Below are 17,231 nucleotides of genomic sequence, written 5' to 3' on the forward strand. Positions count from 1 at the left end.
ACGAAAAACTTACAATTATAGCGGGTTGCAGCTGGGTTGTGGAAATATTGTTTTGTGACGAAAGGTAGGGGGCAAATCAGCGCCGCTGCTATCCCTGTCGTTGCCGAGGCGGTAGCGAACGCGCAGGGAAAACATAGCGGCTGTTCTCCTTTTCAGAAGGTCAATAATTTTAAGTATGCCGGCATAGTTGAGAACTGCGCTCAATGCGATGCCTGTAACTCCTCGAATTGATGTAAAAATAAAGAAATTAAGACTCGGCCAGAGCAGCTTGTCCAGCGGCGCAAGTTGATGCAGGAGAATAAAGGCAGCGACAGGAAAAGACCGTATGAAGCCGGAATCAAACCAATGTTGCCTTATGAAGTACATATGGATTTGTCCTGTTGTTGCGCGGCCTACTTCATTTTTGGCGGCTCTTGTTTTGTCCGATTTACGCGCTTGCCGCTAGGGAACCGCTGATTAATGGCCCAAACATGGGCCGGAGCGCAATTTTTTTAAGAAAAATTTCGATTTCGACGCATTTCTTATGCGTTTACGCTAAAATAACCGCTTTTACCGGCATTTTCCGCCTTTCTGGCGGATTGATGGCGCAATAATCCCTCATATTGACCCCATCAGCAGCTTTTGGGCTACGCTACAAATTCGAAAGCCCAAATAAAATCTGTAGCTGATGCGTATTCTTTTCCAATCCCTATATAGCGCGCCTTGCGATAATGGAACACATGGAACGTATGCTCGACTTGCGCGCGAATCTGCGCTTTCTTTTTATAGAAAAAAAGTTCTCTACGCCCATGAACCGACGTAGAGAACCTCCAAAGAAGGATGCTCGGCATGATTAATATCCAGCACGGTTCTGTCTATCTTGACGGACTTGCCTCTCTTCGGCGGTGCCGGTCTCAATTTAAAAGTACAAGCTGAATAATTGCGGCGATTGTAAGTTTTATTCCCGGGTTATAAACCCAAGCTTGGTCACTCCCGCTTTATGCGCCAGCGCCATGACTTCAGCCACCCGGCCATAGGGAACCGCCTGATCGGCTTGCAACTGAACCGAAAGATTGGCGTTCGCCTCCTGCAACGTGCGCAAGACCTCTTCCAGATTCTCCAGGGTCTGCGGGCGGTCGTTGAGCGTAATCAGGCCCTTTGCGTCTACCGCCAGCGTCGCCAGATCCTTGTCGTCAACCGCTTCCGTCTTTTCGGTCTTCGGCAAATCGACTTTCACCGCCTGCGTCAACAACGGTGCGGTGATGATAAATACCACCAGCAGCACCAGCATGACGTCGACCAGCGGCGTAACATTGATTTCGCTCATGACCTCGCGGTCGGATGAATCGGGTTTAAATGCCATGTCAGGCTCCGGCGTTGGATTTCAGACTGGATTTCACCGCCAGATTATGAAAATCGGTAGCAAAATAATCCAGCTCCGCATCGCACGATTTGATTTTGCGCAAAAAGAAGTTGTAGGCCAATACCGCTGGTATCGCCGCGGCTATGCCGATCGCCGTCGCTACCAGAGCTTCGCCGATGGGACCGGCAACCACGTCCAGGCTGGCCGATTTGGCTTCACTGATGCCTTTCAGAGCATCCATGATACCCCACACGGTGCCGAACAGCCCGACAAACGGCGCGGTGCTGCCTATGCTGGCCAGCAGAGCCAGCCCTTGCTCCAGTACACTGTGTTCCTTGTTGACCTGCTGGCGCAGACTGCGTTCCAGTATGGATTGAATATCGCCGCTCATATCCAGGCCGTGGCGGCTGGTTCCGCTGCTCAATTCATCGAGCACATCGAAACCTGCTCCGGCGATACGCCCCAGCGCGCTGTCGCGCCCTTCTATGGCGGCGGCATTCTGCAAACTGCTGGCGCTCCAGAAAGCTTCGGCGTATGCGCGATTGCCATGGCCTACTTTCCATATGATCCATCCCTTGAAAATAATCATGCCCCAGGTGACTACTGAAAAGGCAATCAGTACGCCCAGGGTAATCTGCACAATATTATCCGAAGAAAATATCATTTCTTGCTTCCTCTTGAGTTATTAATCTTTAGTGTGTATTTTGAATTCGATTGGGATGACGACCCAACTTGCCACGGCCTGCGCGCCTCTATGCGCCGGTTCGAAATGCCAGAGCGTCTTGACGTGCTCCAGCGCGCTTTCATCCAGCAGATCATGCCCCGAACTTTGCAGGATTTTCACTTCTCCGGCGACGCCGTTCGGTAACACCTCGACCTTGAGGCGCACAGCTCCTTCCCAGTGCCGCTCCAACGCCAGACGCGGATAGCGGGTCGGAGGATTATGTAGTCCGGCCCCCTTGTAGCTCGCTGCGGAATAGGCCGACGCGGCATCGTGCGCATGCTGGGTAGCGGCCGTCGCGGCGGCGCTGTCAGTGTGGGCAGGCGCTGAGCTTGCACTGGGCGGCGCTACTGCAGTTTCGTGTTGAGGCTGTTGCGGCTCAGGCTCGGGTTCCGGCTGGACCACGGGCCTGGGTTTCGGTTTCGGGGTCTTGGCTTTTTCTATTTTTTTCGGCTCGGGTTTAGGCTTTGGCGGGGGCGGGGGCGGAGCAACCGGAGCGGGAGCCGCCGGCGCTGCAGCAGCGGCCTGAGGAGCTGCCGAAGTCAACGACACCGTAATCACCTGCGCCGGGGTTTCCTTCGGTTCAGGATGCGGCATAAACGTCCAGGCCAGCCAGAACAACCCGTGCAGCAGCACCGAAACCGTCAAGCCAACGATGGGGTTTAACCAGCCTCGCGAGGGAAATGCAGATCTATTCGTAATCATTCAACTAAACTTCTACACTCAATTACCTTGGTGCGTCGTTCTCCGGGAAAAAGCGTAATCAGCCCTTCTCCGACTTTCGAAACGCTCAGAGTCATTTTTTTCCGGTTTGCCCCTGTAAGGCAACGCTACTGATCCTGCCCTGTCCCAGCCATAACTCGACTTCGGTGAAATCGGCTGCGCCACGCAGAGTCCGGGTTTTGCCGTCGGCACCGGTCAAACGCGTATAGGGCAGCTCTCCAACCCATGTTGAGTCGATTTCATAACGCATCGCATCGCTTAAGTAGGCAGCCAAAGACCAGTTTTCAACCCGCCCCATGCCGCTGTTCTGCAAAAGCTTTTCAGCCTGCTGCGGCGTCGCTTCATCAACCTGTACCAGAATCAGCGGTATCTCGGGGTGTTGCCGGGTAAATTTAGCCCAGGTCTTGAGTTCATCCACACAGGGTCCGCAGGTAACTCCCCAGAAATGGACAATATGGTGCTTTCCTGCATAGGACTTCTCTATCCGGTTCCAGCTGTTTTCGTCGTATGGCGCCGGTTCCGCCGATAGCTGCCCATATTGTAGACACATAAAAACAAACAACAAGCCAGCCAGCGGATTCAGCCGGTTAAAAAATGCCGGCAAACTCAATCGAAACAATAAATATGGCGTTTTCATTTTTTCTGCAGCGCGATCAGACGATAGCCTTCGTTGCGGGTAAACCATGACAGCCAGGTTTGTCCGGCGTTGTTTATCAATATAGGGTGGTCGGAATAAGCGGAAGTTTCAGCAATCATGCGCGCTTTCGACCAGTGTCGCCCCCTGTCGCCCGACATCTGCGCATAAACGGTGGTTTGCTTTTCGACAACTTCCTTCCATACCAGCCATAGTTTGTTTCCATTGGCCAATAAGTAGGAACGTCCCGCCATTTTTCCAGCCGCGCCTATCGGCAAAGGCGTCGAAAAGCCGGTTGCGCCGGCTTTTTTATAAGCGTAAAACGCACCTTGGCGCTTGGCCCCCTGAGTAAACCACGCTACGTGATAACTGCCGTCATCCATCACCGCCAGTGCCGGCCCGTGGTGCGGGCAACCGTTGATCGCCCAGGCATCATCGGCAACGCGCAGAATCCGGCCCGGCTTATCCTTGTCAAAAGTCAATACGGCATGATCGCGGATACCGCCCTCGAACAGTTTTCGATAGACTATAACCGGCTTGCCGTCATTGCCCATCGCCAAACCCAGACGGCAGCATTCGCAGGCGGGCTGATCGGCAATTTGCACCGGTGCAAAACTGTTGCCGCCATCCCTCGACCATGCAAACGCCAAGGCTGCGCCCGGTAATTTCTTGCCGTCCGCACCGGTGCCGGCATTGCGCTTATCGATCCAGGCCGCGAAAATATTGCCGTCATCATCGGCGGCGAACATCGGAAAACGCTGGCTGACCGGATTATCGGCCAACGGCCTCGGTTCAGAAAAGTGCGCGCCGTCGTCCTGCGACGTAGACAGATACACTTGAGCGTTGTACTTGTCGTCCTTGAATACGCTCCATGCGACGGTCATGCGGCCCTGTTTGTCGATCAGCAATTGCGGACGGCTTTCCGATCCCGCATCAAGCCTGTCGGCACGAGGCCCCACCACGACCGGCGAGGAAAAGTTACGCCCTTGATCCGTTGAAAAAGCGACGGAAACCGTTCCCCCAGCCGCCCATGCCAGGCATAAACGGCCATCGCCGGAAAATACCGGGGTAACCGAAGTAGCGCATTTCAGCTCCGGCTCTGTACAGGTAGCCGCATCATGCATGCGATGAGAAACGCCCGATGCCGGCATTATCGCCGCATTTGGGTCTTCCGCCACCGCCGCCGTCACCCAGAAAAAACCGCCTGCAAAAATAAGCGGCCATCTTTTTAAATGTACCATTTTGTAAACCCATCGCACGGTTAAGGGGAAATTATACTCTCGCACCGCCCTGCCGCTTTAAAATTCGTGCGGAAAGAATCGGTATCACCACACGCCGGCAGGCCGGAAGCGGGCGTTTACAACTGTTTGAGCGGATAACTGCAAGCAGCATCCGACTACCAGTTCACGTTGAGTCCACCCATGACATTGAACGGCATACCCATGGAAGGCGACGAGCTGCTGCTGGTGCCTGGCGCGGAGGCAAGATAGTATTTATTGCCGATGTTCTGTATCGAAACATTGACTCCAATCTCCTTCGTTGCCTGGTAGTTCAACATGACATCGCCGGTAGTCGCCGCGCTGAGCTGCTGTTGCCCGCAAATCAATGTCCCGTTTATGGTCTGGCATCCGTTAAGCTGCTGCGTGCTGTTATAAAAAGTCGGCCAGCTTTTCAAAACCCAGTTGAAAGTCAAACCCGGCACCCAATCGACGAAATCCACTTTGCCGCCGGCGGTGATGGTCAGCGGCTGGGTATTCGGCAGCTGGGTATGCAAGGCCAAAGGCGACAAGCCCCCGGCATTGACAATAGAAGCATTCAACGCTCCGAAAAGCTGGTTGTAACCGCTCATATACGAAACCAGGCGTGTGATGCCGAAATTCAGATCGATTCTTTCGTGCGCCTTCCAGTTTATTTCGAATTCGCCGCCCATCATCACCGCCGTGCCGATATTCTGATTCTGACCGACGGAATAGCTGCCCGAAGTTGCCGGTATGCCGTAAACACTCCATGCATTACTGCCGACGCCGCACTGCTGATAACCGTTGGCTGCCTTGCCGTTACTGCCGTTCTGACACATGGTGACCGAAGTGATAAAGTTCTGCAGCTGGTTATGGAACAAGGTAAACCCGACGCGGAGGGTGTCGTTGACAAAATCGAATCCCACCTCCTGACCGAAGTTGCTTTCCGGCACCAGGTTGGCGTTGGACATGCTGGCGCTGGAGGGTGAGAAATAACTGCGGTACAGATTATTCATGCCCGGAGCGGCGTAATTGCGATAGATGACTGCTCTCAGATCGAAGCCGCTGTCGAAACTCCATTTTGCCCCGAAACGCGGATTGAACTGGGTAAAGTAGGTGCTGGGCAACGCCTGGGTAGTCACCCCGGCAGAACTGCCATTGGGATTGTAAAATGCTTTGGTGGTATTGCCGTTATAAGCCTGCCAGAAATCCTCGCGCAAGCCCAGCGTCAGATCCAGCGCGTCCAACGGCTTATAGTTGCCCTGCAGAAACAGGCCTTCGAACATGTTGCGCGCGCCGGTATGCACGAACCCGGTGTTGTAATAACCGGTGGCGTAGGTTGCCACTCCGGTCGCCAGACCGCTGGCATTCTTGGTATTGGTGGCGCCGTTGGCAAAACCGTACAAGGTGTTGTTGTCCTGTATGGTTGTGCCGCGCACATCCAGACCTCCTTTTATATCGACGATGCGTCCGAACTCGCCGAAATCCAGCGATTCCTCGACGAATGCGCTGCCGCCGCCGGTCTGGTAGGGCATGCTCTCGACCTGGGAGAGCGCCTGTTGCGCGGTGAGGTTATTGAAACTGGATGAAACGGTGCTGGTCGCAAATGAATTGAAGGTATTGGATACGTAACCGCCATTCTGCTTGTTCATGCCGGAGTAATTCCAGAAAGTGCTCAGGTTGACGCTGCCGGTATCGGAATATTTGGTCTGGCCGCCGCCGCGGTAATCGAATTTATACCATTGGTTGCCGGAATTGGCGGTCGTCACGCCGTTGTTCAGAATTTCGTGTCCGTTGAGTTTGATGTAATATTTCGAGCCTTCTGCCGGCGTAAAATAAGTCGACAGCAGTAAGTTGTTGGTCTGGGAGCCGGCCGGCACGCTGAACTGATTTCGCAATTGAATGCCGTAAGGCGCGTAAGCAGGCGTCATGTTATAGCCGTTCGAATAAGTGGTGTTGAAGTTTGCGCCCACTTTTAGAGATTCGTCATGGTAGAGAGTGGCTACAGCGTTACCGACCTTGGTATCGAAGCTGCCGTATCTGAAGCCGATGCGCTTTTCACCTTTTTCCGGTTCGCGCGTAATAATATTGATCACGCCGCCTTCCGCCAGATTGCCCCAGAGACTGGCCGCGCCGCCGCCGCGCACGATTTCGATACGCTCTATGGTATCGCGCGGCACCAGATTCCAGTCGATGGTGCGGAAGAATCCGTCATTGATCGGCACGCCGTCGACCATCACCAATACTTTCTCACCGTTGGCGTTACTGAAACCGCGCATCGCCACTACCGTGGTGCCGCCTGTCGGGTCCGACTGGTTGGCGGGAATGGGCGGAATGTAAATCCCCATCGCCTTGTTGATCAGCTGATCGACATAAAGCTCGGGGCTTTCATCGATTTGTTCACGCGTCAAAACGGTTGCGTTCACATCCATCTTGTTGACCGGTGCGCCGCGGCCTATCGAAAGCCCCGGCACTTCCACCGAGTCCAGTTCGGAAGATACCTGTTGTGTCGAAGCGGCTGCGGGATCTGCTGCGTTCCCTCCTGGATGGGATGTAGTGGAAGTTACCGCGTCAACGGCTGCAACAATACCCGGCTGCCCGATGAGACCCAGTATCGTCACGGTTAAAATATTTCTTTTGACTGTCTTTATAATCATGATATTCATGCCATGTGCTTATTTTTATAATTTTTAGCGGTTTCCGGATACAATCGCCCGCTTTTTCCGATAGGGTTTCGCATGCATGGCAACAACAAACTGTTGCGCATAGCAAACACAAATCTCTGTAACATAAGCGAAATATATGCCAGATACCGCAACTTGCTCCCAAGTAAATCATTATCAATATGTTAGGTTTTTATCAGATTCATTCACCATATGGGGTATACAAATACCGCGTCATATGACACAGCAACTGTGTTATATAGCTCAGTAAAGTATTGAAATCCGGCAAAACGAGGAACAACCAAGAAAAAGCTGAATACCGATATTGTGGTATTTATGACGCAGGACGCTGTTCCTATCAGCAGCGATCCGCTCGACTCGATCAGCGCTGTAACTATTCAGCATGTCCTGGAGGCATACGATCGACAAATACCTCCAACCCTGGACATTTCAGGCCTAAATATCACCAGTCATACTTAAGCTGGGCCACGAAGGTCCTCTGAGGGAAGGGGTGATACAGCCAGTAGAGCTTGTTGGTCACGTTATCGATCCCCGCATTGAAGGTGAACTTGTCATCGATCTTGTAGTTGACCTTGAGATCCAGAACAAAATAGGCGCTATTGCCTACATAGGTATTGTGATAAACATCGCTGTTGTTGAGCTGGCTGAAGGTCTGGCTGCTGTAGCGTCCACTGACGGAAGTGGTCATCCGTTCCAGGGGGCTGTAACTGACCGTGAAGGATGATCGCCATTCGGGAATCCTCGGTACAACAGCACCCGAGACCGGCATGCCGGTCCCCGGATTCGTCAGAAGCGCAGTCGGGGTAGCTGCTGCGATATTGGCTGCATCGGCGGCAGGGTCAGAGCCAATACGCCCATGCGCATAGGTTGCCGTTCCGTAGAGATTGAGGCTTTTAAAAATGACATCCTTCATTTCTCCCGAGAACTCGGCTCCGAAGATGTTCGTCGACGGGACATTCTGGGTTGTGTTGGAGACCGTTCCATTCGACATCAAGGTGGATACGCTATAGATGGCGTTGTTCACAGCCTCTGAAAAGAAGCTGAGCCGGGCCTTGCCGTTTTCCATGAAATACTCGTTCGAAAGCTCCGAAGAAAACGCCTGTTCCGGTCTGAGGTTTGGATTGGCGTTATAAACCGATGTGCCCACGGTGGAGGTCTGGAAGGGCTCGCCTACCGTGGGATAGCGCCACGCCTCGCCAAAGGCTGCGCCGATTCGCCAGTCGAGAGAGGGATTCCAGGTCAGTTTTACCTTGGGTGAAAAGTTGGTGGACTGCTGGTCCTGCTGGTTCACCGTTTGGAGCGTTGTGCCTACCATCGTCTGGTTAACACCGTTATAGGCATCCCAGTGCTCCAACCGACCGCCCAGGGTGAAGTTCCATTCCTTGTTGAAATCCAGCGAGTCCTGAATCCAATACCCCTGGGTCATCGTTTGACCCTGGGCGTTCTGGTAGATGTTGCTATTGGCCCCATTGATGGCGGTTGGGGACCCGTTCTGCCAGTTATTGGTGGTGTATACCGGGTTATTCAGCTCATAGCTGTCATTGTGAAAGCCGAAGCTGACTTCGTGGTGTCCGAGAAGGTCTTCGTCTACGCGATAGATGCCTTTGCCATCCACTGTGTACCAGTTACTGCCGGAAAGAATGGTACTCCGTCCATAACCCGTGGTAGCGGAAGCTGCCGCAGTCGGTGGAACCGTAGCAGTCCTGCTGGTATCCACACCCAGATTGACAATACTGCCCACGAGCTCCCAGTCAAAGGCACCGCCTGTCTCTGATTTAAGGGTAATGCCGTGGGACCAAGTCTGTTGATGGGCCAGGACGGGAGAAAAGATCGAATACTGCGAGCCTGTATAGAGATTACCGTTGATATTGATGGATGAGTTGGAACTACCCGATCCACCCGTAAATGAATTGCCATTCGTAGTCAGGTAGCTGCTGTATTCCGCATCCTGGTTATTAAGCCACAACCCGATGGTATAGGAGAGCCTTATTGTGTCTGTAATGTCATAGGCCAGCTTGAGCTTCATGTTATCCTGGGTGGTCGCATACTGTCCATTATTAACCCCAAGAACATACATGGGTGCTCCGTAAGAGTTGTAGGACGGAACCGCCCCCTGCACGGGTATGCCTGTCGAGGAGCGCGTCCCGACGGCCTGAACCACTGTTGAGTAGCCTATAGGCTGCGAAAGACTGTAGAGATGGTTGTAGTCAAAGCGAAACGAGAAATCATCCAGCTTGTCGCCAACGTACATCGCGTAGTTCTGGGCATTGGTGTCCCCGCTGGCCCCCAGAGCGTCATAAGTACCGAATGCCCCCATGGCATTGACTCCCGCTACAAACTTTGTGGGCATTTTTGTAGTCATTACCAGCACGCCACCCATTGAGTTACCGGCGTATTGAGCGGAAAAGGGGCCATACATCATGTCGGAGCGTTCCAGCTCACCGGGTGCGACCGTATTCCATCGGGGTGAACCCGTGTTCGTATTGTTGTTATTGAGGTAGGTAGAAAGCAGTATTCCGTCTGCGAAGATCATCGTCCTTGCGCTTTGAGAAAGTGAGGCGGTTCGTGTTCCCATGGGTTCGTTGGTATCACCTGAGTATCGTTTGCGAACCTCGATACTGGGCATGTACTTGATGGAATCCTCGACCGTAATAAGGTTGACCCTTTCGTCGATTTCCTTGGTATCGATGCTCTCCGTTGTCACAGGAAGCTTGTACTTCTCGACCATCGGAGCTTTCTTTCTCCATTTCCTTTTACTTTCATTCGCCTCCTGGGCCTCGTCGGGGACAACCTCTACTGTGGGCAAGCTGGCGATGGGTTCAGGATCACTCGCAGCGGAGAGGCTGGGAGATACGAGCAAAGCTGTTAAGGTACCTGGAACCACAAAACGCGAAACTGAAGTGGCTATAAGTAGTCATGTATTACTAGTGTGGAACTTTATGGTGTATGCTGGAGGCATCCACAGCAAGAAGCCCGAATGAAGAAGCGCAACATACAAAAACGAAATCTGCTCGATCAGCCGCTGACCAGTGAAGAGATCGAAACCTTGGAACAACTCGCAAAACACCATCACTATCCTGATTTCCGTCGGCGCGCGCTGGGCCTGCTGGCATTGAATGCGGGACGGAGTGTCGCCGATATTTGTGAGTTTTTGCATGTCAGTGATCAACCGATATACAACTGGGCTAAAGGCTGGCGAGAGAAAGGCATTGCCGGTATTCTGAGCGGACACAAAGGCGGAGCACCGGTGAAGTTGACCCAGGAAATGCTGGATGTCGCTGCGGAAATAGCCTGCCAGGAGCCGCTAACCTTGGCGAAGATTGCTGTTCGCATAGCAGAACGTTTTCCCGATGCGCCCAGCTTCAGTTTGGATCGTCTCGCTGCGGGGCTGAAAGCCAGAGGGCTTTCTTTCAAGCGGAACCGGCTTTCCTTGAAAAAAAACGGGATGAAACCCGGTTTCAGCAGGTGAAGGAAGCGATGGGGAAAATTCAGCGCGATGCTCACAACGGCAAGGTTGAATTGTTTTATTTCGATGAAGCGGGTTTTTCTTGCCTGCCCTCTGTGCAACGAAGCTGGTCGCCTTTGGGGAAGCCTCATTGCGCTGATGCGAGTGTCGGACATAAACGGGCCAACGTGATGGGGGCGCTGAATTATGCACAAGGAGCCCTGCATTTCGAGGTCTGTGACCACACTATCCGGCGTGAACATGTCATTAACTTTCTTGATCGCCTGGCTGCCTCTTCTGCGCAGGAAAAGTGGACTTTCGTGTGGATGGATAACGCTTCGATACATCATTCTATCGAGCCGGAAATCACCGACCGTTGGTTGGTCGACCATCGGTTCGTTCTTTTGTATCTGCCGCCCTACAGCCCGGAACTGAATTTGATCGAAATACTTTGGAAGCATGCAAAATACCATTGGCGTGACTTCACTTCCTGGACACGAGATACGTTGATTCAGAATGTTCAAGTGCTTCTGAATGACTTCGGCACAAAGTTCCACATATGTTATACGTGATTACTTACTACTTTTTTTCTTCGACATGAGCTTTTATTGTTCTTCTAAATTAATAAGTGAGTTCCAATAGAAAGAAATATGCCAAAAAATAATAAACAACCAGTCAATTGATTACGGGCATATCGTCATGTATTAGTGAGTTGTTTGACGCAGCGCTGTGTCAAATAACGCACTCCTGTAAAGCGATGTACAAGTAAGCAAGATGACCCTGACGGAAAGATGAGTAGGATCAGCAATCCTCGTGGTGTTTGCCCGTCATTTGTTCAAATAACGTGATGGGTTAAGGAAAAGCCCCCTCAAGGAACTTGAACAAACTTACCTTTTTGGTGAGTCTCTGCTCCGGGCAATAAATCTTCGAGAACATGCCGCCCCTGCTACCCCAGAAGTCGATGGATGGCACTGCTGAATCGGCATCGTCCAGGACGTCCAGCAGGTTACGTGCAATGATTTGCCGTGTGGGCGATAATGGACGTTACTAATTCGCCCCCGCCTTCATCAAGGCTCTCAACTTAAGCCTTGATACTGAATCATATCTTTGATTTATATGTATATTTCAATGTGGTTTAGGGTGTTTAGAGTCGAAGCGTGGATGCGCCTGGAATGAAGTGAATGAGGTTTTTTGCGATTTCTGCGAAAGTGGCAACTCAGTTACGCCCTCCAAAACCTGCTCAAGCGAACTGTCATGCGCTCCTGCAAACTCCAGCATGCCCGTCGCGTTATACTAGAGTTTTATAAGGTTTGCCCGCTTCTTCCCGCACCAGACGTGGGACCAGATAACCGGGGAGCAGCCGGCGCAGTTCCTCGTGAATTTTCAATGCTTCGTCCAAGGGAACGTCAAAGTGGGCAGTCCCCTGAGCCTTGTCGAGCAGGTGCAGGTAATACGGCGTCACCCCTTTTGAAAACAGAGTTTCGCTCAGTTCGGCCAGGGTTTCCGCGTTATCGTTCACGCCGCGCAGCAACACGGATTGATTCAGCAGCCTGCCTCCCTCCGCTGGCAAACGCGACAGCGCAACGGCGGTTTCGCGGTCCAGTTCCGCGGGGTGATTGGCGTGTATTACCGTCACGCACTGCAGCCGCGTTTGCCGCAGTAAGGCGATCAAGTCATCGCTGATTCGGCTCGGCAACACCACTGGCAAACGCGTATGTATGCGCAGCCGCCTGATATGGCTAATCGCCGCAATGGCTTCGATCAGCGCCGCAAGGCGCTCGTCATGCAGCAGCAACGGATCACCGCCGCTCAAAATCACTTCGTTAACGCCGGCATCTGCTTGCAATGCCGAGATTATTTCCGCCTCGCGCTGCCTGGTCATGGCTCCGTCGGCATAGGGAAAATCGCGCCGGAAGCAATAACGGCAATGGATTGCGCAGGCAGGCGTCGCCAACAGCAACGCCCTGCCCCGGTATTTATGCAGCAGCCCGGGCAAGACGAGCGCGTCCAGATCGCCAACCGGGTCGGCGCTATAACCGGGTACACTCAGCAATTCTTCTCCCAACGGCAAAACCTGACGCAATAGCGGATCGCAGGCATCGCCCTTGCGCATGCGCCGTGCATAGTCAGCAGTGACGCGAAAAGGGAACGGTGTCTTCAGGGTTGAAGCGAACGGTAATGACGGCAGTTCGAGAAACGCCAGTAAATCTTCGACACGCGTGTAGGATGAGGCAAGTTCTGCCTGCCAATCGGATTTGGGCATCAGCGGTGAGAGCGATCAATAGAAGATACGGTTCGGGGCTGTTCACAACAGCCCTCATCGCTTATTCTAACGCAACATGATAGTTTCCCACTTGGCATATTTAAGGTAGTTATGAACCTGAAAAAAGCATACTGGCTGTTGAGCGTTCCGGTCGTACTGAGTCTGACCGCATGTTCTGAAAGTTCCTGGAGCGTGAATAGCTCATCGGATTCTTCCGACAGCCTATCGAAATCCTCTTCCAGCCCATTTACCTCATCCTCCGATTCATCGCGCACACCGAAAGAAAAATACCAGCGCGACCTGAGCGAGTATGCGAAGGAATATGCGCTTTCTTCTTCCACAACGCCGGAAACATTCCGCAGCAAGGTCGGACAGATCGCGCAAAAATACGGCATCCTGAATTGGGAAAACGACAACGACAGCTATATCGCCATAGGACAGGGCTTTCGCAAGGCCAAGCTGACCGGCACGCAATACGGCGCATTTAAAACCTCGCTATTGGCGGAACACCCCGACAAGGCCGTGTATCTCGACCAGGGTTACAAGCCTTAAGCTACCCAGCACGCTAAGCCAACCAGCCGGTACTTCCGCTTGGCCCGGAAAGGCATCAGACCGGGACTCCAGCTGCTGCAATTAAGCGCGCTGCTGCTCGCTTGCCAGACCGCTCCGGCCAATAGCGCCCCGTTCGAGTTCCTGTATATCGAAGCGAACGAGGGTACGGCCAGCGGCGGTCATGTCGCCGCGCGTCTCGGCGATGAAGTATTTCATTACCAGCATGTCGAACCGGGCTTACTACGTCTGTTTCGGGATGATTGGCTGTGGTTTAATCTCCATTATGGTACGCATGAAAATCGTAATATTCATGCGCAAACCATCGAACTCAACCCTGAAACGCATCAACGCCTTTACGACGAACTGGAGCACCGGCGGCTGCTACAGGATGAGCAGTTCGCAACCTTGCAAGGACTCCACCAGCAACTGTCCTTGCTTCGGCTATTCCATGCGCAGCAGCAAGGCGAGCAGGTCGTCCTCGACGTAGCAGGCGCCGGGTTGTTCAACGACAAGCCCGGCGTGCGGCAGGAACCGGCGCTGTTATCGCTCCGCGATGAAATCACGGAACTGGCCGGAAACAGACTCGCGCAAAAAATCGCTACGCTGACGCGCGAGCTCGAACAACCCGTTTTTACCCTGTCAGCGCCTGCAACAAACGGACTTTCAACGCTGGAGTTTCAGCCCAATCCTTACACAGCAGCCCAGCACTACGCCGATCTGCTTCTGCTGCGGCGCGCATTGCAAACACTCGCCGCCGCTTACCCGTTACAAAGCGGCCGCATTCTGGAACCGGCCCCGGCTGAACTCATACTTTCCCTCCGACAAAAACAGACCCTGGAGAACTACCGGCAAAAATTGCATCGGGAACTTCGACTGCTCGCGCTCAACCCGCAACCGGAAAAGGCGCTGGCGCTGATCTCGGGGCTGGCGCAACTGGCGGCGCTCAGCCGCAGTCTTGATAGCGGACAGCTGTTGTTCCTTGATACAAAAGAAACGGCTGGGCCGGCGCAAGGCGGCGCGCCGAAAGTCGAGCACGGCGTCACGTTGCAAACGCTGTTCGCACAGGCGCGCGGGCTATGGCTGCAGCAGAAATCCCGGCTTGATTCAAGCGAAGAACTGAACGAACTCAATTACAGAGCGCTGGAAAAAGCGGCGAATGTATTCATGTATTTTCGTGGAGCGCTGCAATCCCCTGCAACCGCGAGGATGATACGCTTGCAGACCGTTCCGCAAACCGGTGCCGCTATCGCATTGCCGTCCTGCAATCTGGGCGCTGAAAAAGTCAAGGAGTCCATCGTCGAGCTGGAAGAACGTGAACGCAGACTGACCGAACAAATGCATACCCTGTACCGCTATCATTTGATCGAACGTAATTGTGTAACCGAATTGCTAAGCAAGCTCAATGAAGTCCAGCCGGTCACCGTCTCCCGGTCCACGTTACAGGCATTTTCCTTTATCCCGTTTATCAGTTACGAACTGATGCAAAGCAACGCCGGAGCGAACCGCAACCACCTTATTCCGTCGCATCGCAATCGTCTGCTGGCGCGCAGCAAAGCGCTGGAAGACCCGGTATGGGTAGCATTGCGTGAGTCCAATACAATTACTGCGACGCTGTACTCAAATCAGACGCAACCTCCCGCCTTCCTGTTTTTTACCGAGGATGCGCTATGGCCGCGTCCACTACAGGGGTCCATGAATGCCGCAACGGGTCTCGTTCAGGTCACGGCAGGCCTATTCAGCCTGCCATGGGATAACGGCGAGCGCCTCAAACTGGGTGCCGGCGCGCTGCTGGTCAGTCTGCCGGAACTGTTTTTTTTCAACATACGCAAGGGCAGCTACCCGGAATGGACGCAGCCTGTTCCATGGAACTGAGGTAAGGCGTGCCGAACAACCGTTATTCTTTTATAATGACCGGATTTTACGATTGATCTAGCCCTTCACGCGAGGAAATAATGGCCGTAATCAGCACCAATGAGTTCAAAAACGGATTGAAAGTCATGCTTGACAACGATCCGTGCACGATACTGGAAAACGAGTTTGTCAAACCGGGCAAAGGCCAAGCCTTCAACCGCGTTAAACTGCGCAACCTGAAAACCGGCCGCGTTATCGAGCGCACCTTCAAATCGGGGGAAACCCTGGAAGGCGCGGATGTCGTCGATGTCGAAATGCAGTTTCTGTACACCGACGGCGAGCATTGGCACTTCATGCAGCCGGAAACTTTCGAGCAGATCGCCGCCGATGCCAAAGCGGTGGAAGACGCGAAAAAATGGCTGAAGGAACAGGATATCTGCTTCGTTACGCTGTACAACGGTGTTCCGTTGTCGGTAGCCCCTCCCAACTTCGTGGTGTTGACCATTACCGAAACCGATCCCGGCGTGCGCGGCGATACTTCCGGCGGCGGCGGAAAACCGGCCACGCTGGAAACCGGGGCGGTAGTGCGCGTACCGTTATTTATACAAACCGGGGAAATCATACGCGTCGATACCCGCACCGGCGAGTATCTGGCTCGCTTCAAGGAATAGCAAACTGTCCGGGTCGCAGGAAACGGCTCATCGCGCGAGCTGGGAACCGGGCTGTTCACTGGCCAAGCTACGGGCCAGAGCGCGTATGCTGGCGGATATACGCGTTTTTTTTTCAAACAGGGGCGTGCTCGAAGTCGAAACTCCCCTGATGTGCCAGACCGCAGCCACAGACCCCGGACTCAGTATCTTTGTAACACAGTTAGCCTGCTCCGGAGAGAACAATCCGCAGGCGCGTTACTTGCAGACCTCACCGGAATATGCAATGAAACGCCTGCTTGCTGCGGGATCGGGCGCGATCTACCAGATCACGCGTGCTTTTCGCAACGAGGAAAGCGGACGCTTTCACAACCCCGAATTCAGCCTGCTGGAATGGTATCGCCCCGGTTTCAGCCTGGGCGAGCTCATAGCCGAAATCGACGCGCTGATCCGCTCGCTGTTCGACGCCGCCAGTCCCCTGCAGCCCAGCGCCACGGTCGACTACCGGCAACTTTTCGACGCCCATACCGGCCTTGACGCGCTGACGTTCGATCCGGATGCCTACAACGCCTGCGCATTAAGCTACGGTCTGGTGGACGCAGCGCGCTTATGCGGTGATCAGCACGGTCATTGGCTGGACTTTCTGTTCAGCGTGCGCGTCCAACCGACGCTGGGTAAACAGGGTGTCTGTTTCGTCCACAACTACCCAGCCGTTCTGCCTTCGCTGGCAAGAAATAAAATCGATGACTCACGCGTTGTGGAACGCGTCGAGATATTCATGGACGGCATCGAAATCGGCAACGGCTTTCGTGAGCTGACAGACCACAGGGAACAACGCGCGCGCTTCGAAAACGATCTGGCCGAGCGCACACGGCGCGGACTACCCTCCATTCCGATCGATGCGCGCTTGCTGCAGGCTCTGGAGCATGGTTTGCCGGACTGCTCCGGCGTCGCTATCGGCCTGGACCGGTTGCTTATGCTGTTAACCGGCGAAACGCATATCGATCAAGTGCTGGCTTTTGCGGACGGCAGGGCATAATGCAGCATTCATCAAGTTCGCACCAATAAAAAAACACCTTGCCTGCACCCCCTGACACGCTTATAACACACGCCCAATTCGGAGTCCCGACA

At 53.6% G+C, this 17,231-nt stretch carries 15 protein-coding genes; 6 read left to right on the top strand and 9 right to left on the bottom strand.

What is annotated here, in order from left to right; genetic code table 11:
• Positions 1–15: 15 nt before the first annotated feature.
• The 8 genes from F6R98_RS03990 to F6R98_RS04020 form a co-directional block, all read right to left on the bottom strand.
• Positions 16–366, bottom strand: coding sequence for a hypothetical protein (locus F6R98_RS03990; RefSeq protein WP_153247877.1), 351 nt, complete (start codon positions 364–366; stop codon positions 16–18).
• A 571-nt stretch (positions 367–937) separates the two neighbouring features.
• Positions 938–1,342, bottom strand: coding sequence for an ExbD/TolR family protein (locus F6R98_RS21505; RefSeq protein WP_194270126.1), 405 nt, complete (start codon positions 1,340–1,342; stop codon positions 938–940).
• A 1-nt stretch (position 1,343) separates the two neighbouring features.
• Positions 1,344–2,006: a MotA/TolQ/ExbB proton channel family protein gene (locus F6R98_RS22605; RefSeq protein WP_194270127.1), complete on the bottom strand. Its 663-nt coding sequence runs from the start codon at positions 2,004–2,006 to the stop codon at positions 1,344–1,346.
• Between the two features lie 21 nt (positions 2,007–2,027).
• Positions 2,028–2,768: an energy transducer TonB gene (locus F6R98_RS04000; RefSeq protein ID WP_153247878.1), complete on the bottom strand. Its 741-nt coding sequence runs from the start codon at positions 2,766–2,768 to the stop codon at positions 2,028–2,030.
• Between the two features lie 91 nt (positions 2,769–2,859).
• A complete protein-coding gene (locus F6R98_RS04005) occupies positions 2,860–3,423 on the bottom strand; it encodes a TlpA family protein disulfide reductase (RefSeq protein WP_153247879.1) in 564 nt (187 codons plus the stop codon).
• Entirely contained in the window at positions 3,420–4,661 is a 1,242-nt protein-coding gene (locus F6R98_RS04010; RefSeq protein WP_153247880.1) for a sialidase family protein, read from the bottom strand. Before F6R98_RS04010 ends, F6R98_RS04005 begins: the two co-directional genes overlap by 4 nt.
• A 155-nt stretch (positions 4,662–4,816) precedes the next feature.
• Positions 4,817–7,315: a TonB-dependent receptor gene (locus F6R98_RS04015; RefSeq protein WP_194270128.1), complete on the bottom strand. Its 2,499-nt coding sequence runs from the start codon at positions 7,313–7,315 to the stop codon at positions 4,817–4,819.
• Positions 7,316–7,784: 469 nt separating this feature from the next.
• Positions 7,785–10,148, bottom strand: a complete 2,364-nt coding sequence (locus F6R98_RS04020; RefSeq protein WP_194270129.1) for a TonB-dependent receptor — start codon at positions 10,146–10,148, stop codon at positions 7,785–7,787.
• Positions 10,149–10,319: 171 nt separating this feature from the next.
• Here F6R98_RS04020 and F6R98_RS04025 point away from each other — a divergent pair, with 171 nt between their 5' ends.
• Both F6R98_RS04025 and F6R98_RS04030 read left to right on the top strand, forming a co-directional pair.
• Complete coding sequence (locus F6R98_RS04025; RefSeq protein WP_153247883.1) at positions 10,320–10,811, top strand: helix-turn-helix domain-containing protein; 492 nt, start codon at positions 10,320–10,322, stop codon at positions 10,809–10,811.
• An 8-nt stretch (positions 10,812–10,819) separates the two neighbouring features.
• Entirely contained in the window at positions 10,820–11,359 is a 540-nt protein-coding gene (locus F6R98_RS04030; protein WP_265588095.1) for an IS630 family transposase, read from the top strand.
• 716 nt (positions 11,360–12,075) lie between these two features.
• Here F6R98_RS04030 and epmB read toward each other — a convergent pair.
• The gene (gene epmB, locus F6R98_RS04035; protein ID WP_153247885.1) at positions 12,076–13,050 is read right to left on the bottom strand and encodes an EF-P beta-lysylation protein EpmB; all 975 of its coding nucleotides are present in this window, start codon (positions 13,048–13,050) and stop codon (positions 12,076–12,078) included.
• A 111-nt stretch (positions 13,051–13,161) separates the two neighbouring features.
• Between epmB and F6R98_RS04040 the strand changes: the two genes are divergently transcribed.
• From F6R98_RS04040 to epmA, 4 genes are all read left to right on the top strand, one after another.
• A complete protein-coding gene (locus F6R98_RS04040; RefSeq protein WP_153247886.1) occupies positions 13,162–13,602 on the top strand; it encodes a putative lipoprotein in 441 nt (146 codons plus the stop codon).
• 39 nt (positions 13,603–13,641) lie between these two features.
• A complete protein-coding gene (locus F6R98_RS04045; protein WP_153247887.1) occupies positions 13,642–15,474 on the top strand; it encodes a hypothetical protein in 1,833 nt (610 codons plus the stop codon).
• Between the two features lie 80 nt (positions 15,475–15,554).
• Positions 15,555–16,124: an elongation factor P gene (gene efp, locus F6R98_RS04050; protein ID WP_153247888.1), complete on the top strand. Its 570-nt coding sequence runs from the start codon at positions 15,555–15,557 to the stop codon at positions 16,122–16,124.
• Positions 16,125–16,128: 4 nt separating this feature from the next.
• Positions 16,129–17,139: an EF-P lysine aminoacylase EpmA gene (gene epmA, locus F6R98_RS04055; protein ID WP_153247889.1), complete on the top strand. Its 1,011-nt coding sequence runs from the start codon at positions 16,129–16,131 to the stop codon at positions 17,137–17,139.
• Positions 17,140–17,231: the final 92 nt, after the last annotated feature.

This window comes from Candidatus Methylospira mobilis, assembly GCF_009498235.1.
Classification (GTDB): domain Bacteria; phylum Pseudomonadota; class Gammaproteobacteria; order Methylococcales; family Methylococcaceae; genus Methylospira; species Methylospira mobilis.

What these genes read in the sequence shown, in the direction of transcription:
- F6R98_RS04005 (WP_153247879.1), bottom strand. Translation starts at nt 3,423, where the DNA reads ATGAAAACGCCATATTTATTGTTTCGATTGAGTTTGCCGGCATTTTTT.
- F6R98_RS04030 (WP_265588095.1), top strand. Translation starts at nt 10,820, where the DNA reads ATGGGGAAAATTCAGCGCGATGCTCACAACGGCAAGGTTGAATTGTTT.
- F6R98_RS04040 (WP_153247886.1), top strand. Translation starts at nt 13,162, where the DNA reads ATGAACCTGAAAAAAGCATACTGGCTGTTGAGCGTTCCGGTCGTACTG.
- F6R98_RS04015 (WP_194270128.1), bottom strand. Translation starts at nt 7,315, where the DNA reads ATGATTATAAAGACAGTCAAAAGAAATATTTTAACCGTGACGATACTG.
- F6R98_RS04000 (WP_153247878.1), bottom strand. Translation starts at nt 2,768, where the DNA reads ATGATTACGAATAGATCTGCATTTCCCTCGCGAGGCTGGTTAAACCCC.
- efp (WP_153247888.1), top strand. Translation starts at nt 15,555, where the DNA reads ATGGCCGTAATCAGCACCAATGAGTTCAAAAACGGATTGAAAGTCATG.
- F6R98_RS21505 (WP_194270126.1), bottom strand. Translation starts at nt 1,342, where the DNA reads ATGGCATTTAAACCCGATTCATCCGACCGCGAGGTCATGAGCGAAATC.
- epmB (WP_153247885.1), bottom strand. Translation starts at nt 13,050, where the DNA reads ATGCCCAAATCCGATTGGCAGGCAGAACTTGCCTCATCCTACACGCGT.
- F6R98_RS04025 (WP_153247883.1), top strand. Translation starts at nt 10,320, where the DNA reads ATGAAGAAGCGCAACATACAAAAACGAAATCTGCTCGATCAGCCGCTG.
- F6R98_RS04010 (WP_153247880.1), bottom strand. Translation starts at nt 4,661, where the DNA reads ATGGTACATTTAAAAAGATGGCCGCTTATTTTTGCAGGCGGTTTTTTC.
- F6R98_RS03990 (WP_153247877.1), bottom strand. Translation starts at nt 366, where the DNA reads ATGTACTTCATAAGGCAACATTGGTTTGATTCCGGCTTCATACGGTCT.
- F6R98_RS22605 (WP_194270127.1), bottom strand. Translation starts at nt 2,006, where the DNA reads ATGATATTTTCTTCGGATAATATTGTGCAGATTACCCTGGGCGTACTG.